Origin of the sequence: Rhodococcus sp. 5A-K4 (genome assembly GCF_046097995.1) — a bacterium.
Lineage (GTDB): Bacteria > Actinomycetota > Actinomycetes > Mycobacteriales > Mycobacteriaceae > Rhodococcus_F > Rhodococcus_F erythropolis.
The window spans coordinates 112,123-131,025 of the sequence record NZ_JBJURM010000005.1 but is presented as its reverse complement, the minus strand read 5'-3'; the positions used below and the strand labels follow the sequence as shown (position 1 = coordinate 131,025).

Here is an 18,903-nt window from a genome sequence, read left to right as displayed (position 1 = left end):
AGTCCGAAATGCGACGGGTGCACAATGAGTGAATGCCACGATCAAGCCCCATTTCCGCTTGGAAGTCCCTTCGCGAAGGCAACGAGCGATTTGTCAACGACGCGTCCATTCACCCCAGCCAGGGAATCGCCGATCGCGCGAAGCTCGTCGATGGGCAGCACCCCACCGCGGTGCTGTTCGGTTGCGGTGATTCGCGCGTAGCCGCCGAGATCATCTTCGATCAGGGCCTCGGCGACATGTTCGTCGTGCGTACGGCGGGCCACGTGCTCGACGATTCGGTGCTCGGTTCGATCGAGTACGCCGTTCACGTGCTCAACGTGCCGCTCATCGTCGTCCTCGGTCACGACGGTTGCGGTGCGGTGAAGGCAACGCTCGACGCCCTGGACAAGGGTGCGGTTCCCGACGGCTTCATTCGCAGCGTGGTCGAGCGCGTTGCTCCCTCCATCCTGATGGGTCGCAACGAGGGCTTGTCCACCGTCGACGAACTCGAAGGTCGACACGTCGTGGAGACCGGCTCGTTGATCATGCAGAGGTCGCGGATCATCGCAGACAAGGTGGACAACGGTGCGTGCGCGATCGTCGGCGTCACGTACACATTGTCCGACGGTCACATGCGAGTTCAGGGCGCGGTCGGCGACATCGGCGAGAGCGTCGAGACCGTCGAGGGTTAGATCTTCCGGGGCAGTGATACCCGGTAGCAGACAATGGGTACCGACACGCCGCCTCAGCTGACGGTTAGTGGACCCTGCGCCAACTACCGTTGAGTCCGTGTTGGAACCGAATGGACCACTGCCCCCCGAGATCTACTGGCGTCGCCGGGCGCTGGCCATTGGTGCCGCCGTCATTGCACTGGCGTTGATCATCTGGGCGGCGTCCGCCCTCTTCGGCGGTGGAAGCGATACTCCTGAGGCCAATTCGGCCGCTGCGAGTTCCTCGCTGACGACGGACGTCTCCTTCACCCCCAACCCTTCCGGCTCCAACGCGCCGGACGGTAACGGTGGTTCGGGTGGCGGTGCTGCGGGTGGATCAGGTGGCTCGGGCACGCAGGCTTCGGGATCGTCGACGTCGGCATCGTCCTCGTCGACCACCGGCGCTCCGGTCCCGGCTGGTCAGTGCGCGGACTCGTCGTTGGCAGTCAAGGCGACCGCAGACAAGGCGACCTTCGCTCCCGGTGAAGAGCCGTCCTTCACGATCGTCATCACCAACATCGGTTCGGCACCCTGTGATCGAGATCTGGCGGGCGGCCTGCAGCAGGTGCTCGTCTACAGCATCGACGGCAAGACCCGTTTGTGGTCCAACGTCGACTGCTATCCCCAGCCCGCAGCCGACGTACGCAATCTCGCTCCCGGCGAGCAAGCTGCGTTCAAGGTCGCCTGGTCGGCCACGACGTCGACCCCCGAGTGCGCGACCGCGCAGAACCCCGAGCGCAATCCGGTGGGCGCAGGCGCGTACACGGTTGTCGGTCAGCTCGGCGCACTGCGAAGCTCCCCGGAGCCGTTCAACATCGCGTGAGAGCGGGCAAGCCCGAACAGGCCCGCTAGTTGAACGATCCGGTGATCGACGTCTCCGCGAGCCGGGAAAGTCCCTCACGTATGTGACGGGCCCACAGCCCGCCGATGCCCTCGACCGACTGCAGATCGGCAGCCGTAGCGGCCAGCAGCGACTGGAGAGTGCCGAATGATCCGACCAACCGGTGGATCTGATGGAACTGCAATCGAGGTACACGCATCAGTACGCGATATCCGCGAGGAGTCATCGGAGTGTCGAGGGCTTCGATCGTGCCCGGATAACCGAGAACACGCGCAAGAGTCGTGAGATCGAGTAGGTCGGCGTCGGTGACGCGATCGAGTGCGACGAGGACGTTGTCCATCGCCGCGGTGCCGATGGGTTCGGGGCCGGCAAGGTAATCCCGAACGATCAGTTGACGTGCAATGTCGTTGTCGCCGACCAGTTCTTCGAGCTGCAATGCCAGCTGGCGACCGTCGGTGCCGAGCTCGAGGACATCCTGCTCGATTTCGATCGACACACGGCGAACCATTTCGAGTCGCTGTACGACGGTCAACGCGTCGCGCAGAGTCACGAAATCCTCGATCTCGACCACCGACAGTTGCCGTGTCACTTCGTCGAGTCGCGCCTTGTATCGTTCGAGCGTCGCGACGGCCTGGTTGGCGCGCGAAAGTATGGTGGCCGAGCCGTCGATGACGTGCCGGATACCACCGACGTACACACTGACGATCGACATCGACTGACTGACCGAGACCACGGGATAGCCGGTTTGAATTGCCGTGCGCTCGGCGGCACGGTGCCTGGTGCCGGATTCGACGGTGGGAATCTTGTGATCGGGAACCAGTTGGACATTGGCGCGCACGATGCGTGTGCCGTCCGTCGAGAGGACTACCGCGCCGTCCATCTTCGAGAGCTCGCGCAATCGGGTCGGTGCGAACTCCACGTCGAGGTTGAATCCGCCGTCACACAGCGCTTCCATCTCCTCGTCGTATCCGAGGACGATCAGCGCGCCGGTACGGCCGCGCAGAATTCGTTCGAGCCCGTCTCGCAAAGCGGTACCCGGCGCCAACCTGGCGATGGTCTCTCGCAATGCCGACGACGACTGTGTGTCCGCCATCGCACTGATCATTGAGAAACTCCCTGCTGAGGTCGATGTCACTTCGGTCGGGTCCGATGCCTGCACCGGACTGATCCCCGTTTAGATTACCTATCCATGAGTAGTACCTGGACCCTGCCTGATGACCTGACTGTCCCGGAGCCGGTCGAATTCTTTCCGGCCGCCGGCGAGAAGTTGCCTCAGCACTGGTCGAAATGCTTCGGCTGCGGCGACGACCAGCCTGCGGGAATGGCGATGAGTTTCAGGGCTGGTGACGGGTTGGAAGTGACGGGCCGTCTGGAGGTCGCCAAGAAGTATCAGGGCGGTCCGGGGGTCATTCACGGCGGTATTTTGTCGACGGCTTTCGACGAGGCGCAAGGCATGGCATGCATGGCTCTCGGCTCGCCGGTGGTGACCGGGCACCTCGAGATCGACTTCGCCCGGCCCATCCCGTTGGGATCGGTGCTCGAATTTCGGGCTCGCATCGACGGCGTTGTGCGCCGCAAGGTCTACACCAGTGCGGAAGCGGTGATCGTCGAAGGTCCGACAGCGGATCCGGACACGGTGGTGGGAACGTCCCGCGGACTGTTCCTGACCATCACGTCGGAACACTTCGCCAAGACCAAGGAGTTCGTGGACGGCGAACCGACTTCCCCGTTCGGCACCTCGTCGGTCTGACGCGGTAGTCGGCCGCAGGCCGGTCACTTCACCGGAGTGAGCTTGGGGCGAGACGGGGCTTGTTTGCCGCCCATCAATCCGGCATAGGCGAGTGCCTCGGCCAGGTTCGCTACTTCGTTGACGCGCATGCCGGGAATGTTCGGGCCGGAATCGACCGGCACGATGGCGCTGGTGAATCCCAATCTGGCAGCTTCGATCAGCCGTCGGTTCACGCCGGCAACTCGTCGAACCTCTCCGGCGAGTCCGACCTCGCCGAGGATGACGAGCCCCTTGGGGACAGGTTTGGCTTTCACAGCGGAAGCGACCGCTATGGCAAGAGCCAGATCGGCACCCGGCTCGGTCATCCGCATACCGCCGACGGTCGCCGCGTAGACGTCGGCCTTCGAGATCGACACCCCGACGCGGCGCTCCAACACGGCCAGAACCATGGCCACGCGGGCGGTGTCGAGCCCACTGACGGCTCGACGAGGTGTCGGTAGAGGCGTGGCGGCGACGAGGGCCTGAACTTCACCGAGTAGCGGTCGCTTACCGTCCATCATTACGGTGACGGCCGTGCCTTCCACAGCTTCTTCGCGGTGATGCAGGAACAGGCCGGACGGATCGCTGATCTCGTTGATGCCCTGCTCGCTCAGCTCGAAGCATCCCACCTCGTCGGCCGCACCGAATCTGTTCTTGACGCCGCGGACCATGCGCAGCGTGGAGTGCTTGTCACCCTCGAAGTGCAGAACCACGTCCACGAGATGCTCGAGCGAGCGCGGTCCGGCGACGGCGCCGTCCTTGGTGACGTGGCCGATCAGAAGCACCGGGATTCCACTGGCCTTGGCCAGGGAGGTCAGGGCACTGGTGACGGCTTTGACCTGAGTCACGCCGCCGACGACTCCGTCGACGTCGGCAGCAAGCATGGTCTGCACCGAGTCGACGATGACCAGGGTCGGCTTGACCTGCTCGATGTGGCCGAGGATGGTCGCGAGATCGGATTCGGCCGCCAGATACATCCGTTCGTGGACAGAGTTGGTGCGATCTGCCCGAAGTCGAACCTGACCGGCGGACTCCTCGCCGGTGACGTACAACGCTCGATCATCCGCGCTGCGCATCGCCCAGCGGTAGACGACCTCGAGAAGTAGCGTCGATTTTCCGACTCCGGGCTCGCCCGCGAGCAGCACCACCGAACCAGGTACGACGCCACCGCCGAGGACGCGGTCCAACTCGCCGATCCCGGTGGGCTTGGCCTGCGTCGAGGTGCTGTCGATCTGTGTCAGCGGCGTGGCCGGCGTCGTAGGGAGCACGGCGCTCGATCCCGCTTTGGCGAGTGATGCGCCGGCGCGACTGGCGACGGGTGCCACTACCGCGACCTCGGTCATCGAGCCCCACGAATCGCAGTCCGGACATCTACCGACCCACTTGGGCACTACCGACTGGCATTCGGAGCAGCGGTAGTTCGATTTCACTTTGGCCACCGGGACAGACTAGAGGCGGGGTCCGACATGGACCCCGCCTCTAGTGTGATTCTGAAGTTGTTCTGCGAAGCGCAGTGTGCGCCTTGGTGATTCGGGGCTCAGTGCCCGGCTTCTGCAACGTCGGGCGACTTGTCCGACTCGTTGCGCTCGAGCTGCGGGCCTGCGTCGACCGGTACGTCGACGGTGACCGAGCCGGCCTTCTCGAACTTGAAGGTGATCGGGACGGTCAAGCCGGGGCGAACGCCTGCCTTGATGTCCTGCAGAACGACGAGAGTGAGCGCAGCGGGTGCGTCGTCGTTCTCTTCGTTGTTCTTGATCTGGGTCTCTGCCTCGGTCGCGGCACCTTCGCCTGCGGGCAACTGGCCGGCCTGCAGCGACGTCTGCGGCTTGATCGTCAAGCCACCTACCTCTTCACCTGCGATGACGCGTGCTGCGTAATCGGTGGTGATGCTGACGAGCTTGTCCGTGGTCTCGGCGCTGTCGTTCACGACGGTGAACGCGAGCACGGCGTTGCCGCCCGGCTCGATGCTGTATTCCTCGGACGAGGGGTAGGCGATGTGCACGTTGCGCAGTGCGATCTCACCGAGGTCGGCGCTGTTGCCGTTCACGGCGGCCTGCTGGACGGCGGTCTGGCTCACCTGTCCGGAACCGCAAGCGGACAGCGCGATGGCTGCGCCTGCAGCCAGTGCAATGGCGGTAGCGACTCGACGAGTCGGCTTACGGATAGCAGTCACGATTTGTCCTCCACGGCGTCAGGTTCGCACTCCACTAGGCAGAGTAGTAGATAAGGTCCCGCGGGCTGGCCGTCGGGTCGCCACAACGGTTGTCTGCGTGGGCTTTCAGTCGGTTATGCAGGGGTGCTCCAGACCAGTTGAATGCACGTACAACAAGCCCTGTCAACCCCTACGCTTGAGCAAGGATGCCCCTGACCTGCACAGTTGATGAGTGGTCGGTTCTTTCACGTGTTAAACTAGTGGAATCGAAAGGGGCACGGGACACATGATTTTCAAGGTCGGAGACACCGTCGTATACCCCCATCACGGTGCGGCGCTGATCGAAGCTATCGAAACCCGCACCATCAAGGGTGAGCAGAAGGAGTACCTGGTTCTGAAGGTCGCTCAAGGCGATCTCACAGTACGGGTTCCTGCAGACAACGCAGAGTACGTCGGAGTTCGTGACGTGGTCGGCCAAGAAGGCCTCGACAAGGTTTTCCAGGTTCTGCGAGCACCGCACACCGAGGAGCCCACCAACTGGTCTCGTCGATACAAGGCAAATCTCGAGAAGCTTGCCTCAGGTGACGTGAACAAGGTTGCAGAAGTTGTTCGTGACCTGTGGCGTCGTGAGCAGGACCGCGGGCTTTCCGCTGGTGAGAAGCGCATGCTCGCCAAGGCTCGTCAGATTCTCGTCGGAGAGCTCGCGCTCGCCGAGGGCACTGACACCGAGAAGGCAGAGACCATTCTCGACGAGGTCCTCGCGGCCGCGTCCTGACTGCAACACAACAAAGCTGACAGTGGCAGTAGTAGCCCTGGTACCTGCCGCAGGTCGGGGAGTGCGATTGGGCGAGAAATTGCCCAAGGCATTTGTCGAACTCGGTGGGTGCACCATGCTTGCACGCGCGGTCGATGGACTCCGGAAATCCGGAGCGATCGACCGCGTTGTTGTCATTGTGCCGCCTGAACTGGTCGAATCCGTCGTAGCCGACCTCGGTCGTGCATCGGACGTCGACGTCGTCGGTGGTGGTGCCGAAAGAACCGATTCGGTTCGAGCCGGTCTCAGTGCTGCCGGCGATGCAGATTTTGTACTCGTGCACGACGCCGCGCGGGCATTGACACCGCCGGCGTTGATCGCGCGCGTCGTCGACGCTCTCCGAGCCGGCAGCTCCGCTGTCATCCCGGTACTCCCGGTTACCGACACGATCAAGTCGGTCGACGTACTCGGCGCAGTCACCGGAACGCCTCTGCGTTCGGAGTTGCGTGCGGTTCAAACTCCTCAAGGCTTCTCCACCGACGTCCTGCGCAGTGCGTACGACGCCGGTGACGTCGCCGCGACCGACGACGCCGCTCTGGTGGAGCGTCTCGGTGTTTCGGTGCAGACGATTCCCGGCGACGCTCTCGCCTTCAAGATCACCACTCCGCTCGACCTCGTCCTTGCACGGGCGCTCCTGATCTCGGAGACAGAGTTGAGCGCGGACTCACAGGACGGAAAATAGATGCGCGTCGGTCTCGGCACGGATGTTCATCCCATCGAGGTCGGCCGACCTTGCTGGATGGCCGGGTTGCTGTTCGAGGAAGCAGACGGGTGCTCGGGGCATTCGGACGGCGACGTCGCCGTCCACGCGCTCTGTGACGCGTTGCTCTCCGCCGCAGGTCTTGGCGACCTCGGTTCGGTTTTCGGCACCGGCAGGCCCGAATGGGACGGCGTGAGCGGCGCTCGAATGCTTGCCGAGGTTCGTCGACTGCTCGAAGAGAACCAGTTCACCGTCGGCAACGCCGCGGTGCAGGTCATCGGCAACCGACCGAAGATCGGGCCGCGACGCGGCGAGGCACAGAAGGTGCTCTCGGACATTCTCGGCGCGCCTGTTTCGGTGTCCGCGACCACCACGGACGGGCTCGGCTTGACCGGTCGCGGCGAGGGGATCGCCGCCATGGCCACCGCGTTGGTCATGACAACCGAACACGACAGGTAAGATCGCTGGTCGTGACCCTGCGCCTATACGACACCGGTACGCGGGCCCTTCGGGATTTTGTTCCGTTGGCCCCCGGACATGCATCGGTGTACCTGTGTGGGGCGACAGTTCAGGGCGATCCTCACATCGGACACGTTCGTAGCGGCGTCGCTTTCGACGTGCTGCGACGCTGGCTGTTGGCGCACGGCAACGACGTTGCCTTCGTGCGCAACGTGACGGACATCGACGACAAGATTCTCAACAAGGCCGCCGGCGCCGGTCGACCTTGGTGGGAGTGGGCGGCGACGTTCGAGCGGTCGTTCACGTGGGCCTACGACCAACTGGGTGTGCTGCCGCCGTCCATCGAGCCGCGGGCCACCGGTCACGTGACGCAGATGGTCGAGATGATGGAACGCCTGATCGAGAACGGCCACGCGTACGCGGCGGGCGGCGACGTCTACTTCGACGTGCAGAGCTACCCCGAGTACGGCGCACTGTCCGGCCACAAACTCGACGACGTTCATCAGGGCGAGAGTGCGGCCGAGGGCAAGCGCGATCCTCGCGACTTCACGCTCTGGAAGGCCGTCAAGCCCGGTGAGCCCTCGTGGCCGACGCCGTGGGGACCTGGCCGTCCGGGCTGGCACCTCGAGTGCTCGGCCATGGCGGAGTTCTACCTCGGGGCCGCATTCGACATCCATTGTGGTGGACGCGATCTCGTCTTCCCACACCACGAGAACGAAATTGCGCAGGCCAAGTGCGCCGGCGACGATTTCGCTCAGTACTGGTTGCACAACGGCTGGGTCACGATGAGTGGCGAGAAGATGTCCAAGTCGTTGGGCAACGTTCTCTCGGTGCCGAACGTGCTCAAGAAGGTTCGTCCGCAAGAACTTCGGTACTACCTCGGTAGTGCGCACTACCGTTCCAATCTCGAGTACTCGGACGAGGCGTTGGACGAAAGCGCGAAGTCCTACCAGGGGCTCGAGTCGTTCGTCCTGCGCACACACAAGCGTGCGGGCGGCGTCGAACTCGGTACGTGGACCGAAGGTTTCGCGGCGGCTCTCGACAACGACTTGTCGGTGCCGATCGCGTTGGCCGAGATTCACGGCAAGGCGAGCGAGGGTAATTCCGCGCTCGCTGCCGGTGATCTCGACGCGGCTCGGGTGGCTGCCGGTCAGGTGCGGGCCATGCTCGCGATCCTGGGCGTCGACCCACTCGACGAGCATTGGACGCAGTCCGGTGGCGACACCGAGACGGCAATGGAAGCTTTGGACGTGTTGGTGCGGGCCGATCTCGATCGTCGGCAGCAGGCACGTACGGAAAAGAACTGGGCGGTGGCGGACGAGGTCCGCGATCGCCTCATCAAGGCGGGTATCGAAGTAACCGATACTCCCGACGGACCCGAATGGTCCCTTAAGGCAGGGCAGTAACAATGGCTGGAAACTCGAGCAGGCGCGGCGCAGTCCGTAAGGGCGGCACCAAGAAGGGCCAGGTTGCCGGTTCCGGTGGCCAGCACAAGCGTGGTCTCGCCGGCCGCGGTGCTACGCCTCCCGCCGAGGCACGCACCAAGCACCCAGCGGCGAAGCGTGCAGCGCGCGCCGCCCGGGCCGACGATAAGCAGAACCAGGGCCGCGGTGGCCGTCCGGGGCCGGGCCGCAAGGTTCTCGACGGTCCCGAGACTGTGCTCGGTCGCAACCCGGTGGTGGAGTGCCTGCGCGCGGGTGTTCCGGCGACGGCGCTGTGGGTGGCTGTCGGTACCGAGAGCGACGACCGGTTGAAGGAATCCGTTCAGCGGGCTGCCGACGCCGGTATTTCCATTCTCGAGGTGCCGCGCTCGGATCTGGATCGCCTCAGCGCCAACGGTCTTCACCAGGGCATCGCTCTGCAGGTTCCGCCGTACCGCTACGCGCACCCGGACGATCTTCTGTCCGAGGCACGTAAGCACGCCGAGCCGCCACTGCTCGTCGCGCTGGACAACATCACCGATCCCCGCAACCTGGGTGCCGTTGTGCGCTCGGTCGCAGCTTTCGGTGGACACGGCGTCGTGATTCCGGAGCGTCGTAGCGCGAGCGTGAGTGCTGTCGCTTGGCGTACCAGCGCCGGTGCTGCCGCTCGTCTGCCGATTGCTCGGGCAACCAACCTCACCCGCACGCTCAAGGACTGGGCGTCGAAGGGTGTTCAGGTCGTCGGTCTCGACGCCGAAGGTGACACCACTCTCGACGATTTCGACGGCAGCGGTCCCGTGGTGATCGTGGTCGGTTCCGAGGGCAAGGGCCTTTCGCGCCTCGTCCGCGAGAACTGCGATGCGATCCTGTCGATTCCGATGGCGGGTCCGGTCGAGTCGCTCAACGCCTCGGTTGCCGCCGGAGTCGTCCTGGCGGACATCGCCCGCAGGCGTCGTAGCAGCTGAGTTGTAACGGCTTTCAGGTGAGCCTGGCGGGGTTCTAGCTCCGTACCGACCAGGCTTCCCACAGTGCAGCGTAGGAACCGTCCGCGCCGATCAGTTCGTCATGTGTCCCGCTCTCGACCACGCGGCCACCGCTCATGACGAGTATGCGATCGGCGCGGACTGCTTGGCTCAGGCGGTGTGCGATCACCACGGCAGTCCTGCCGGTGACTGCGAGCTCGGCTGCCTGATCGAGTAGACCGGCTGCAGTGGTTCCGGCTTCGGCAGTCGCCTCGTCGAGGATGACGACGGGCGGGTCGAGCAGAGCCAGCCGGACGAGGGCTATGTGCTGTGCCTGTGCCGCCGTCAACTGGTACCCGCCCGCCCCGACCCTGGTCTCGAGCCCGTCCGGAAGCTCATGGATCCATTGAGCTTTCATCGTTTCGACGGCTTCGGTGATCTTCGCATCGTCCGAATCTGGTGCGCACAACCGGAGATCGTCGGCGATCGTCCCGACGAACACGTGAACTTCCTGGCTGACCAGGACGACTTTGTGCCGAAGTTCGGCATCACTCAGGTCGTCAATCGGTGTGCCGTCGACGGTGATTCGCCCGTCCCCGACGGGAATGATGCCGGCAATCAGTTTGGCGAGTGTGGTCTTTCCGGCACCACTGCTGCCGACGACGGCGATTCGTTCCCCCGGTGCGATCGAGATCGAGATCGAATCGATCACCGGGGTGGAGTTGTCGTACGAGTAAGAAACCCGCTTCACGTCGACTCCGATGGGTGCGGACCGAGCCGAGGCAGGAATGCTCGCGGGACGCCCGGGCATCGCGGTGACACCGATCAGGCGAGCCAGGCTGGCACCCGCATCCTGCAATTCGTCGATGTTCGAGAGAAATACCGCGATGGGGCTGAACAGACTGTGGAAGTAGAGCGCAGCGGCGGTAGCGGCCCCGATGGACACCGATCCCGTGGTCACGAGCCAGTAGCCGACGCTCAGGACCGCGGCCAGTCCGAGCAGTTCGGCGCCGTTGAGTTGAGCGAAGAAGTTGGTGCGCAGTCGAACTGCCTGCATGTCGAAGCTGATGGCATGCTCGGAGGTCTCGGCGATTCGGCCGATGTGCTCGTCGGTTCGACGCAGGGCAGTGACAGTACCTGCACCACCCAGGGTTTCGATGAGCTGCTGTCCCCGCCTGGCCTGCGCAGCGCGAGAGCGTCGGTAGACGGGTCCGGAGCGTCGGAGGAAATGGCGAAGAGCGAAATAGTGAATTGGTGCAACGGCAACGATTGCCACGGTGAATCGCCAATCGATCACTCCCACACCGACAAGCGTCAGTGAAATCATGAACAGGGCGGACACCGTTGCGGGCAGCACCCGTGCGATAACGGTGTTGACCGCTTCGACGTCACCCGAGACCCGGGAAATCAGATCACCGGTTCCGGCATCCTCGACCAGTGACGACGGCTGCGCGAGCGTGGCGGCGAACACGTCCTCACGAAGATCGGCCAGCACGTTCTGCGCGACATTCGCGAGAAGCTGTGTGCTCCACCAGGTCAGCGCAACTCCTGCTGCCGCTGCACCGAGCATGAATGCGGTGATACGCAGAAGTGAGACAAACGGTTTGCCCTCCGTAACCGCATCGACCATGAGCCCGAGCAGCGCCGGGGTGGACAGGCCGCAGGCCGTAGCGGAGAGAAGTACGACGGTCGTGAGTGCGAGCGCTCGCCCCCGTGGCCGAAGCAGTGCGATCAATGCGTGGACCGTCTGTGTGGTCGACGCGATCGGCAAGGCAGATGCAGCCGGAACAGCAGATGTATCCGGAAGGGTGTCGGTCACAGCGAGTCTCCGTCCCGAGCGGCGTGGTCGATCGTGACGACACGGTCACACGAATGGAGCAAGGTCGGACTCGAGGTGATCACCACAATGGCCTTGTCGGGAAAGTTTCTCAGTGAGTGTGCAATTCGATGCTCGGTGACAGAGTCCACGGAAGTGGTGGGTTCGTGGAGGACCAGGATCGGCTGGGGTTGATGCAAAGCGCGGGCGAGCAGAAGTCGTTGGCGCTGACCTCCGGAGAGTTTCTTTCCTTGCTCACCTACCTCGGAGAGGTGGCCGTCGGGCAGATGCGTCAACACGTCGTCGAGCGCAGATGACGTCATTGCCGACGAGTCGACGTTCGGTGCAGCCAGATTGTCGAAGACGGTGCCGGTGAACACGGTCCCTTCATGAGTGGAGACGAACACCTGATCGCGAACTCCGTCCGGACCGAGTTCGGTTGCATCGGTGCCGAATACGAAGTAGCAGTCGGGGTCCAGCGGAGTCTGAAAGGCGAGTTGGCGTGCCAGTCGGTGAGCGGAATCGTCCGCGCGCACGCCCACCACCTCGCCGCGGCGAGCTGAGACGACAGTTCCGTTGTCCGTCGAAATCAGCAGGGCGTCTTCACTTCTGACAGCGCTGATCGGGGCGGTGGAAGGCGGCAGTTCGATCAGGTGCGGCTCGGCCAGGAGTTCGGACAGTCTGCGTGCGGAGCCTCGCTTGGCAGCGAGTTCTGCACCGAAGAACCCCAGAGTTTCCATCGGACCGGCAATGACCCTGCTCAAGCCGACAACGGTGACGAAGTTGCCCACGGTGATCGTGCCTTGATGCGCCATCCACGCGGCTCCAAGCGCGACCGAAGCCAGCACCAACGCGGAGACCCCGGAATTGAGCGCGGTCAGGCTGGACATTGCTCTGACCGTCCGGATCGCTGCCTTCATCGACTCCCGGCTCGCGTTGACGTATCGCGACAGGGCCGTGGGCTCAGCCCCGAAACCCTTCAGTACCCGCAGACCCAGCGTGAAATCAGTTGCAAGCATGCCTGCCTCGGCTGCCTTCTTCTGCTCTGCATACACACGCTCGTCCAGTGGACCGCTGATCTTGTGGATGAATACGAGCTGCGCAGCAGTGATGAGTACGACGATCAGTGCGAGCGGCCACGAGACGAAGGCAAGCGAAATCACTGCCGCGGCGAGCCCCGCAAAAGCTGAGCCCTGTTCGGCGACAACCCAGGAGAAGCCCGAGACGTGTGAGGCGTCCGAGGTGGAGATGGTGAGAACTTCACCCGTCGAGCGCTGAGCTTGCATGCCTCTGGCATCGAGGACCCGTCTGGCAGCGTTCAATCGTAGGTCGTGTTCGCCGTAGACGAAGACCTGCGTGTTCAGGCGAACCGCGATGCGCCACGACAGAGCAAGTCCCACGAACAGAGCACACAACACAGCAAGCCACACGAGAAGTGCTGTGCTGTCGGACTTTCCGATTGCACGGTCGACGACGGTACCGATCAGCACCGGAATGAGGGCTTGAGCTACCTGATACGACGCCTGGCCGGTGACGGCTGCAACCAGTCGCGGGCCGCGTCCGGAGGAGAACGATCCGACTCTGATCATCTCCATCGGACCGGAACGAGTTTCGGGCAGCGCTGACACTCGTGAAACTCCTCGCCCAGATCTGAACACTCGTTGTGCAGTTCTACGGTAGAGCCGGAGCGGGTGCGGAAAGTGCTCGCAGATGCCAAGGGCTACGCGGCAGCGGACAGATGGAGTATCGACACCCCATTACCGGGATCAGGTCTCGATATACCTGCCTGGTCGAAACAAGTACGTTTGCGAAGAGAGCTGACAGAAGATGAAAAGCACTACCCGAATAGTGGCTGCGTTGGCCGCGATTGCCCTGCTCGCAGGCTGCCAGAGCAGCACCGAGTCAACAGCGTCGGAGGACACGACGCAGTTGGCCGAGACCGGTGCGCTGCCGGTCACCGTAGATCACGCGTACGGCTCGACCACCATCGAGACCGAACCTCAGCGGATCGTGACCATCGGCTGGAACAGCCAGGATTCGGTCCTGGCACTGGGCAAGACGCCCGTCGCCATGGAGTCGTTCAGCGGGGCAGGCTTGGAGAACGGAATCCTGCCGTGGGACGAAGAATTGTTGGGCGACGTCGAACCCACGTTGCTCGACAGCACTTCCGGTGTGCCTTTCGAGCAGATCCTGGCGTTGGAGCCGGACGTGATCATCGCGGTGGTCTCGGGAATCACCGAAGACGACTATGCACGTCTTTCTCAGATCGCACCCACGATTCCGTTCAAGGAGACCGCATGGGCGACTACGTGGCAAGAGCAGATGTCGACCATCGGTTCAGTACTCGGACAACCGAAGCGGGCGGCTGAGCTGATCGAGGAAACTGACGATTCCATAGCCGACCTGGCTGCTGGGTCCCCGAATCTGAACGGGAAAACCTTGACCTTCCTCTCGGGAAACATCGACGGCCTCACCAATTACTGCGCCGACGACGGCAGAGTCATCCTGATGTCCCAGCTCGGACTGAAGCAGTCGGCCGGAAGCGCAGAGCTGTGCGGGGACACCCAGGGGTCGGTGACTGCATCGCGCGAACAGTACAACGAACTGGACGCGGACGTGATCGTGCTCAACGACGCGAGTGGTCAGGGGCTCCCCGGATTGATGGGGGACAAGTTGTTTGCCGACCTGCCTGCAGTCAAGGACGGCAGGCTGATTCAGCAGCTCGGTCTGGCCCGAGTCATGGCACTGGCTTCGCCCACGTCGCTGAGCGTCAAATATGCCTTCGCCGAACTGGTCTCGAAGATGAACGGCTTCTGACCAGCTAGGCTGACAATTCGCACGCGTCCGAGTAATAGTTCTTCGGTGTTCGTCCGGTGACCTTGCGGAACACGCTGGTGAAGGCGCTGGGGGTTTCGTATCCGACGCGACGGCTAACCGTCGAAACAGGAACGCCCGCAGCGAGATAGGACATCGCGGCGCGGACGCGAACTTGAATCCTCCACTCGGTGAAGGACATCCCCGTTCCCTGAGAGAACACGCGGCTCAGGGTACGGGGGCTTCCTCCGACCACATAGGCCCAATCGGCAAGCCCGCGTTGATCGGCGGGGTCGGCGATCAAGCGGCGTGCAACGGCGAGGGCCCGGGGATCGGCGGGCATCGGCACTGCGACATCAGCCGCCTCGATGGGCGCGAGCGTGTCGAAGACCACGGATTCCGCCCGCAAGCGAGCCTCGGTAGGCATGTTTCGCTGGTGCAGATGGATGAGCATCGTCTTGACCACGTCGTCGATGCCGATGATCGCGGGCTTCGTCCACGGGTGGGGGAACGACTCGGGCCGGAAATAGGTGAAGCGAGCCTCGGTGGATGCGCCGAGCGTGATGCGCCGTGGAGTTCCAGCCGGAATCCACATGCCGACCGTCGGTGGGATCTGCCAACGAACGTCGTCGATGTACGCGCTCATCTCGCCGGAAGCGCCCCACAGGAGTTCGTGCTCGGGATGGCGGATCTCACGCCACGCGCGCTTCTGATCGCGCCCGATGGTGGACGTCGTCATGGCGAAGGGGAGCGGAACGTACCGGCCTGCCGGCACAGCCCAGTACGGAAATCCTGTGGAACTCATCGGTGGATCATACCGCGAATGACTTAGGTAATGCTTTCCTATTTGGTTCTTTGGCGCAGGGCACGACGGAGTGCGGTCGCGACAAAAGACCGAGGGTGGCACCGAGTCCGAAGACTCGATGCCACCCTCGATCACATTCCCCGACGGAGTGTTTACAGGTGGAGCAGGTGAATCAGCTGCCGTTGGCCAGGACACCGCTGATGATGTCGGAGATGAAGCCGGCCGGGTTGTCCAGGATGGAGGAGCCGGCCGAACCGGTTCCGCCCTCGCCGTCAGAAGAGCCGAAGCCCAGATCTGCCGAGCCCGATGCGGCAGCCTCACCGGGGTTCTTGGCGCGGATCTTGGCGTAGACGCCGCTGATGTTCTGCTCGGTGTTGAACGTCGAGATGCCGATCGAGCTCGATATTTCCTGGTACGAACCGATCGGTGCATCGTCGGCGACGAGGTACTGCGCCTCGATCGTCACGGTCTTGCTGCCTGTGGGCGAGATCAGCCAACCGGTGCTGGGCACATTCACGGTTCGGGCGGCAGTGTCAACCGAAGGCGTGACGGATTCGGTCTTCTGACCGCCGATCAAATGCCAAGCGTTGACCGTCGCCGTGCCCTGGACGTATTTGAACGTGGCGGGGTAGCGATCGACGAACTGGTCGACATAACGCTCGGGGTGGCCGGTCGTGGAGATGACCGTGCGCACGGTGACTTTGCCGCCGGGTGCAACTTCGCCGTCGCCGACGATGCTCTTGGTGATCCGGACGTTGGAGGAGTTGACCGTTGCCGAGGACGGGTGGGTGGCATCGGCGCTCGCGGTGCCTGCGGTCATTACGAGCCCGCTGGTTGCAAGCGCAGCGATTGCTACTCCGGTGAGTGTTTTGCGCATTGAGAAACGTGACATGAAATTCTCCGTTCGAGGGGTTCACGCTGACGGCGATGGGGATGACTCTTCAAAGGTTGCGCCGTGGTAACCATTGAAACTTATCGGACGCTTGCCTATGTGTCAGTTCGGCAGAATTTACGGAAAAGTCCGAATTGAGAGGACTTTTTCGACCTTGATTGCCTGTTGTTAACTGATTGGCGACCAATTCGGCGAAAAGCTGGGCGAATGTCCAGGTCGACTGTATCGTACTTCGAGAGTCGGGTTGCAACAAGTTCCAGTAATCAATGAATTCGGTTGTCCTGGAACCACACAGAGTGGAGATTGTTCGTGGCAATGTTTGGATCCAGGAATCGTAGTCTGTCCACCGTTGGAGCTGGTTTGGGGGTGATTGCTCTTGCTGTGGGCGCAAGCGCGCTGGGTGCGGGAGTCGCGACTGCCGAGACGGCAACTTCTGGTGCCTACACATTTACTCGCACCGTGGACAATGCTTCCCCGAAGATCGGTGACACGATCACCTACACGACAGTGTCGAAGAAGAGCGGAATCGACGGATATATCAGCAGGTTCACCGAGACGCATGCCGCATGCTTGACCTTTGTCCCGGGCTCGGCGAAGGTCACGAAGTTTCACGTTGGCGGGACGATGACCGAAACCACTGAAACGCCGGAACTGACAGCCACGACGCTCGAGGTGACCAGTGCCGGCTGGATCAACAACGGCAGCAAACCGGTGACCATGAAGACCAGTTACACGGTCACTGCTTCGTGTGCGCCGGGAACCGTGTACGGAAGTGGATTGGCGGTAGGTGCCACGGTGATGGGCAACGGATTCCAGTCGAGTGCGAATTTCGCCAACTTGGGCCCGTCCATCACTGTCCGCGCCGCGGATGTGGTCGATCCCGTTGACCCGGTTGATCCCGTTGATCCGGTTGATCCCACTGGCCCCGGAACCGGTGGCGGAACCGGATCGCTCGGCTCGTTGAGTGGTGGCCTCGGTTCCCTCAGCGGACTGTTCGGCTCGAGCTAGTCGAGAGTTGTGAAACGGCGGGCCGAGACTGTCGTAGTCTCGGCCCGCCGCGGTTGTTCGGTGATCAAGTGCTCAAATCATGAGGTGCTCAGCCGAATTCGATCGAGGTATTAATTTCTTCCACCTGGTTGGAAGTCTGCATGTTCGTCATGTCAGTGAACTGATTCGCAAAGCTGACCAGGTAGACCGGCGAGTTGTCGTCGGCTTGGTAAGCGACGACCGTCATGACGGCGTAGAGCGGAACGTCCAGGTTTGGGGCGGTCCAGGTTCCGGAGAGGCGGAACCCCTGCTGTCCGTCGACGTCGATCTCGGTGTACTTCACTTCTGTCCACCCGTCGAGGGTGGCGATCGTTTCACGCGCAGCGGCAAGAACCTCGTCTTTTGTTGCGGTGCCTTGGTTTTCGACCGTCACGGTGGTGTTCGGCATGAAACCGCTGGGTTCCTGGCTGTTGCTGGACAACGCATCAGTAACGCCGGCAGGGATGTTCTCACCGTGAGTCCAGCTCGGCGGGAGGCTGACGCTGATGTTCGGCGCTTCGGGGTCGTCGCCGGTTTCGATCGTCGTCCGCTCACCGATGAACGGTGTCCCGTCCCGCAAAGTCGGCGTCGCGGGAGCGGCAGACGACGAGGATGCAGAACTTTCGGAAGCGGTGGTCTCACTGGTGTTGGTATCACTGGAGACAGCGTCGCCGCTTTCCGAACTGCTGCATCCGGACAGGACGAGTGCAGCAGTGATCAGTGACGCTATTCCGAGAGCAAGTGTGCTGCTCTTAGGGCTCATAGTGTGACAGTCCTTCAGGTTCTGGCGACGGCCGAGCGCCGCCGGCAGCATTGCTGGCGCGGCTGAGACTATCAGCGCTAGGACGGCCTGGTAGTGGCCTTCAAGGTAATGGTGCTGCCGGGCCGCAGCTGTGCCAGCGACGCAATCCCAGCGTCGGAAACGACGGCGATGACCGGGTATCCGCCAGTCACGGGATGGTCGGCCAGAAATACGACGGGCTGGCCGCCTGGCGGCACCTGGATGGATCCCATCACGACGCCTTCGCTCGGCAATTCCTCGGTGCGTGAGCGATGTAAAGGCCCTTGGCCCTGTAACCGGACCCCGACTCGGTTGGTGTGTTCGGTGACTTTCCACGTGGTGTGAAGGAGCGCGTGAACGGATGCGGCGGTGAACCAGGAATTTCGGGGGCCGAGCGTGATCTCGATCGGAACTGCGCCGAGTGCAGATGCCGGCGGTGGAATCAACTCTTCGGTGGGCCACGTCCCTTCCTCTGCCCCGAGGAGGAGTAGATCACCGGCGGCGAGCGGCGGCGGCCCGAGCCCGGAGAGCGTGTCGGTGGATCTACTGCCGAGTACCTGCGGGACGTCGACGCCACCGCGCGCAGAGATGTACGTTCTCAACCCGGTTGTGCTGTAACCCAATTCGATAGTGCTGCCACCGCCCAGGTGGATGCTCGCGTAGTCAGGTGCCGGCCGTCCGTCGACGGCCAGCGGCACCCGCGCGCCTGTCACTGCCACCGTCATCGAACCGACGGCCCGCATCGCAAAACCCCCAGTGGTGACTTCGATGGTTGCTGCTCGAAAAGTGTTGCCTACGAGTCTGTTCGCGCTGTCGTGCGAGATCATGTCGACGGCGCCGGATCTGCCGACCCCGAGAGCGCCGTAGCCTCTCCGCCCGCGGTCCTGAACTGTGGCGAGCGGGCCGGTACGCACTACCTCGAGCCAGGCCATGAATCCATTGTCCCGCAACAACGCGGTGAAG

At 62.9% G+C, this 18,903-nt stretch carries 19 protein-coding genes; 10 read left to right on the top strand and 9 right to left on the bottom strand.

The annotated features are described in order from the left end of the window. Positions 1–32: 32 nt before the first annotated feature. Entirely contained in the window at positions 33–671 is a 639-nt protein-coding gene (locus ACKAMS_RS08880) for a carbonic anhydrase (RefSeq protein ID WP_019746832.1), read from the top strand. Positions 672–768: 97 nt separating this feature from the next. After that, the gene (locus ACKAMS_RS08875; protein WP_019746833.1) at positions 769–1,512 is read left to right on the top strand and encodes a DUF4232 domain-containing protein; all 744 of its coding nucleotides are present in this window, start codon (positions 769–771) and stop codon (positions 1,510–1,512) included. 25 nt (positions 1,513–1,537) lie between these two features. Here the strand turns inward: ACKAMS_RS08875 and disA are convergent, their stop codons facing one another. After that, positions 1,538–2,623, bottom strand: a complete 1,086-nt coding sequence (gene disA, locus ACKAMS_RS08870; protein WP_024487741.1) for a DNA integrity scanning diadenylate cyclase DisA — start codon at positions 2,621–2,623, stop codon at positions 1,538–1,540. Positions 2,624–2,719: 96 nt separating this feature from the next. On the opposite strand from disA, the gene ACKAMS_RS08865 reads away from it, so the two are divergent. Beyond that, positions 2,720–3,280, top strand: coding sequence for a PaaI family thioesterase (locus tag ACKAMS_RS08865; RefSeq protein WP_019746834.1), 561 nt, complete (start codon positions 2,720–2,722; stop codon positions 3,278–3,280). A 23-nt stretch (positions 3,281–3,303) separates the two neighbouring features. Here ACKAMS_RS08865 and radA read toward each other — a convergent pair whose 3' ends face one another. Continuing rightward, positions 3,304–4,737: a DNA repair protein RadA gene (gene radA / locus ACKAMS_RS08860; protein WP_003945739.1), complete on the bottom strand. Its 1,434-nt coding sequence runs from the start codon at positions 4,735–4,737 to the stop codon at positions 3,304–3,306. A 98-nt stretch (positions 4,738–4,835) separates the two neighbouring features. Further along, positions 4,836–5,471, bottom strand: coding sequence for a copper chaperone PCu(A)C (locus ACKAMS_RS08855; protein ID WP_003945942.1), 636 nt, complete (start codon positions 5,469–5,471; stop codon positions 4,836–4,838). A gap of 265 nt (positions 5,472–5,736) precedes the next feature. Here ACKAMS_RS08855 and carD point away from each other — a divergent pair, with 265 nt between their 5' ends. The 5 genes from carD to rlmB are packed head-to-tail and all read left to right on the top strand — an operon-like array spanning position 5,737 to position 9,809. Further along, the gene (gene carD, locus ACKAMS_RS08850; RefSeq protein ID WP_003945666.1) at positions 5,737–6,225 is read left to right on the top strand and encodes an RNA polymerase-binding transcription factor CarD; all 489 of its coding nucleotides are present in this window, start codon (positions 5,737–5,739) and stop codon (positions 6,223–6,225) included. Positions 6,226–6,247: 22 nt separating this feature from the next. After that, entirely contained in the window at positions 6,248–6,946 is a 699-nt protein-coding gene (ispD, locus tag ACKAMS_RS08845; RefSeq protein WP_019746836.1) for a 2-C-methyl-D-erythritol 4-phosphate cytidylyltransferase, read from the top strand. Beyond that, positions 6,947–7,423, top strand: a complete 477-nt coding sequence (gene ispF, locus ACKAMS_RS08840; RefSeq protein ID WP_019746837.1) for a 2-C-methyl-D-erythritol 2,4-cyclodiphosphate synthase — start codon at positions 6,947–6,949, stop codon at positions 7,421–7,423. 11 nt (positions 7,424–7,434) lie between these two features. Next, positions 7,435–8,829 (top strand): cysteine--tRNA ligase, encoded by a 1,395-nt coding sequence (gene cysS, locus ACKAMS_RS08835; protein WP_003945830.1) that lies wholly within the window; start codon positions 7,435–7,437, stop codon positions 8,827–8,829. 2 nt (positions 8,830–8,831) lie between these two features. Further along, positions 8,832–9,809 carry a 23S rRNA (guanosine(2251)-2'-O)-methyltransferase RlmB gene (gene rlmB / locus ACKAMS_RS08830; RefSeq protein ID WP_019746838.1) on the top strand — a complete coding sequence of 326 codons (978 nt, stop codon included), beginning with the start codon at positions 8,832–8,834 and terminating at the stop codon, positions 9,807–9,809. A gap of 34 nt (positions 9,810–9,843) precedes the next feature. On the opposite strand, the gene ACKAMS_RS08825 is transcribed toward rlmB, so the two are convergent. Next, positions 9,844–11,625, bottom strand: coding sequence for an ABC transporter ATP-binding protein (locus ACKAMS_RS08825; protein ID WP_141487802.1), 1,782 nt, complete (start codon positions 11,623–11,625; stop codon positions 9,844–9,846). Continuing rightward, positions 11,622–13,250: an ABC transporter ATP-binding protein gene (locus ACKAMS_RS08820; protein ID WP_020968390.1), complete on the bottom strand. Its 1,629-nt coding sequence runs from the start codon at positions 13,248–13,250 to the stop codon at positions 11,622–11,624. The genes ACKAMS_RS08825 and ACKAMS_RS08820 overlap by 4 nt, the downstream gene beginning before the upstream one ends. Before the next feature lie 199 nt (positions 13,251–13,449). Here ACKAMS_RS08820 and ACKAMS_RS08815 point away from each other — a divergent pair, with 199 nt between their 5' ends. Then, a complete protein-coding gene (locus tag ACKAMS_RS08815) occupies positions 13,450–14,439 on the top strand; it encodes an iron-siderophore ABC transporter substrate-binding protein (RefSeq protein WP_029537512.1) in 990 nt (329 codons plus the stop codon). A gap of 4 nt (positions 14,440–14,443) precedes the next feature. On the opposite strand, the gene ACKAMS_RS08810 is transcribed toward ACKAMS_RS08815, so the two are convergent. Together ACKAMS_RS08810 and ACKAMS_RS08805 are read right to left on the bottom strand one after the other, a co-directional pair. Beyond that, entirely contained in the window at positions 14,444–15,241 is a 798-nt protein-coding gene (locus ACKAMS_RS08810; RefSeq protein ID WP_019746842.1) for an AraC family transcriptional regulator, read from the bottom strand. A gap of 172 nt (positions 15,242–15,413) precedes the next feature. Next, the gene (locus ACKAMS_RS08805) at positions 15,414–16,133 is read right to left on the bottom strand and encodes a hypothetical protein (protein ID WP_408988896.1); all 720 of its coding nucleotides are present in this window, start codon (positions 16,131–16,133) and stop codon (positions 15,414–15,416) included. Positions 16,134–16,499: 366 nt separating this feature from the next. On the opposite strand from ACKAMS_RS08805, the gene ACKAMS_RS08800 reads away from it, so the two are divergent. Further along, positions 16,500–17,141, top strand: coding sequence for a hypothetical protein (locus ACKAMS_RS08800; protein WP_029254438.1), 642 nt, complete (start codon positions 16,500–16,502; stop codon positions 17,139–17,141). A gap of 88 nt (positions 17,142–17,229) precedes the next feature. Here ACKAMS_RS08800 and ACKAMS_RS08795 read toward each other — a convergent pair whose 3' ends face one another. Together ACKAMS_RS08795 and ACKAMS_RS08790 are read right to left on the bottom strand one after the other, a co-directional pair. Next, complete coding sequence (locus ACKAMS_RS08795) at positions 17,230–17,922, bottom strand: LpqN/LpqT family lipoprotein (RefSeq protein WP_408988895.1); 693 nt, start codon at positions 17,920–17,922, stop codon at positions 17,230–17,232. 77 nt (positions 17,923–17,999) lie between these two features. Then, positions 18,000–18,872, bottom strand: a complete 873-nt coding sequence (locus ACKAMS_RS08790) for a biotin-dependent carboxyltransferase family protein (protein ID WP_408988894.1) — start codon at positions 18,870–18,872, stop codon at positions 18,000–18,002. Between the last annotated feature and the right edge of the window lie 31 nt (positions 18,873–18,903).

Excerpts from the sequence above, each read along its gene's own strand:
- disA (WP_024487741.1), bottom strand. The coding sequence starts at position 2,623 with ATGGCGGACACACAGTCGTCGTCGGCATTGCGAGAGACCATCGCCAGG.
- carD (WP_003945666.1), top strand. The coding sequence starts at position 5,737 with ATGATTTTCAAGGTCGGAGACACCGTCGTATACCCCCATCACGGTGCG.
- ACKAMS_RS08865 (WP_019746834.1), top strand. The coding sequence starts at position 2,720 with ATGAGTAGTACCTGGACCCTGCCTGATGACCTGACTGTCCCGGAGCCG.
- ACKAMS_RS08805 (WP_408988896.1), bottom strand. The coding sequence starts at position 16,133 with ATGTCACGTTTCTCAATGCGCAAAACACTCACCGGAGTAGCAATCGCT.
- ACKAMS_RS08790 (WP_408988894.1), bottom strand. The coding sequence starts at position 18,872 with ATGGCCTGGCTCGAGGTAGTGCGTACCGGCCCGCTCGCCACAGTTCAG.
- ACKAMS_RS08880 (WP_019746832.1), top strand. The coding sequence starts at position 33 with ATGCCACGATCAAGCCCCATTTCCGCTTGGAAGTCCCTTCGCGAAGGC.
- ACKAMS_RS08810 (WP_019746842.1), bottom strand. The coding sequence starts at position 15,241 with ATGAGTTCCACAGGATTTCCGTACTGGGCTGTGCCGGCAGGCCGGTAC.
- ACKAMS_RS08815 (WP_029537512.1), top strand. The coding sequence starts at position 13,450 with ATGAAAAGCACTACCCGAATAGTGGCTGCGTTGGCCGCGATTGCCCTG.
- ispF (WP_019746837.1), top strand. The coding sequence starts at position 6,947 with ATGCGCGTCGGTCTCGGCACGGATGTTCATCCCATCGAGGTCGGCCGA.
- rlmB (WP_019746838.1), top strand. The coding sequence starts at position 8,832 with ATGGCTGGAAACTCGAGCAGGCGCGGCGCAGTCCGTAAGGGCGGCACC.
- ACKAMS_RS08795 (WP_408988895.1), bottom strand. The coding sequence starts at position 17,922 with ATGAGCCCTAAGAGCAGCACACTTGCTCTCGGAATAGCGTCACTGATC.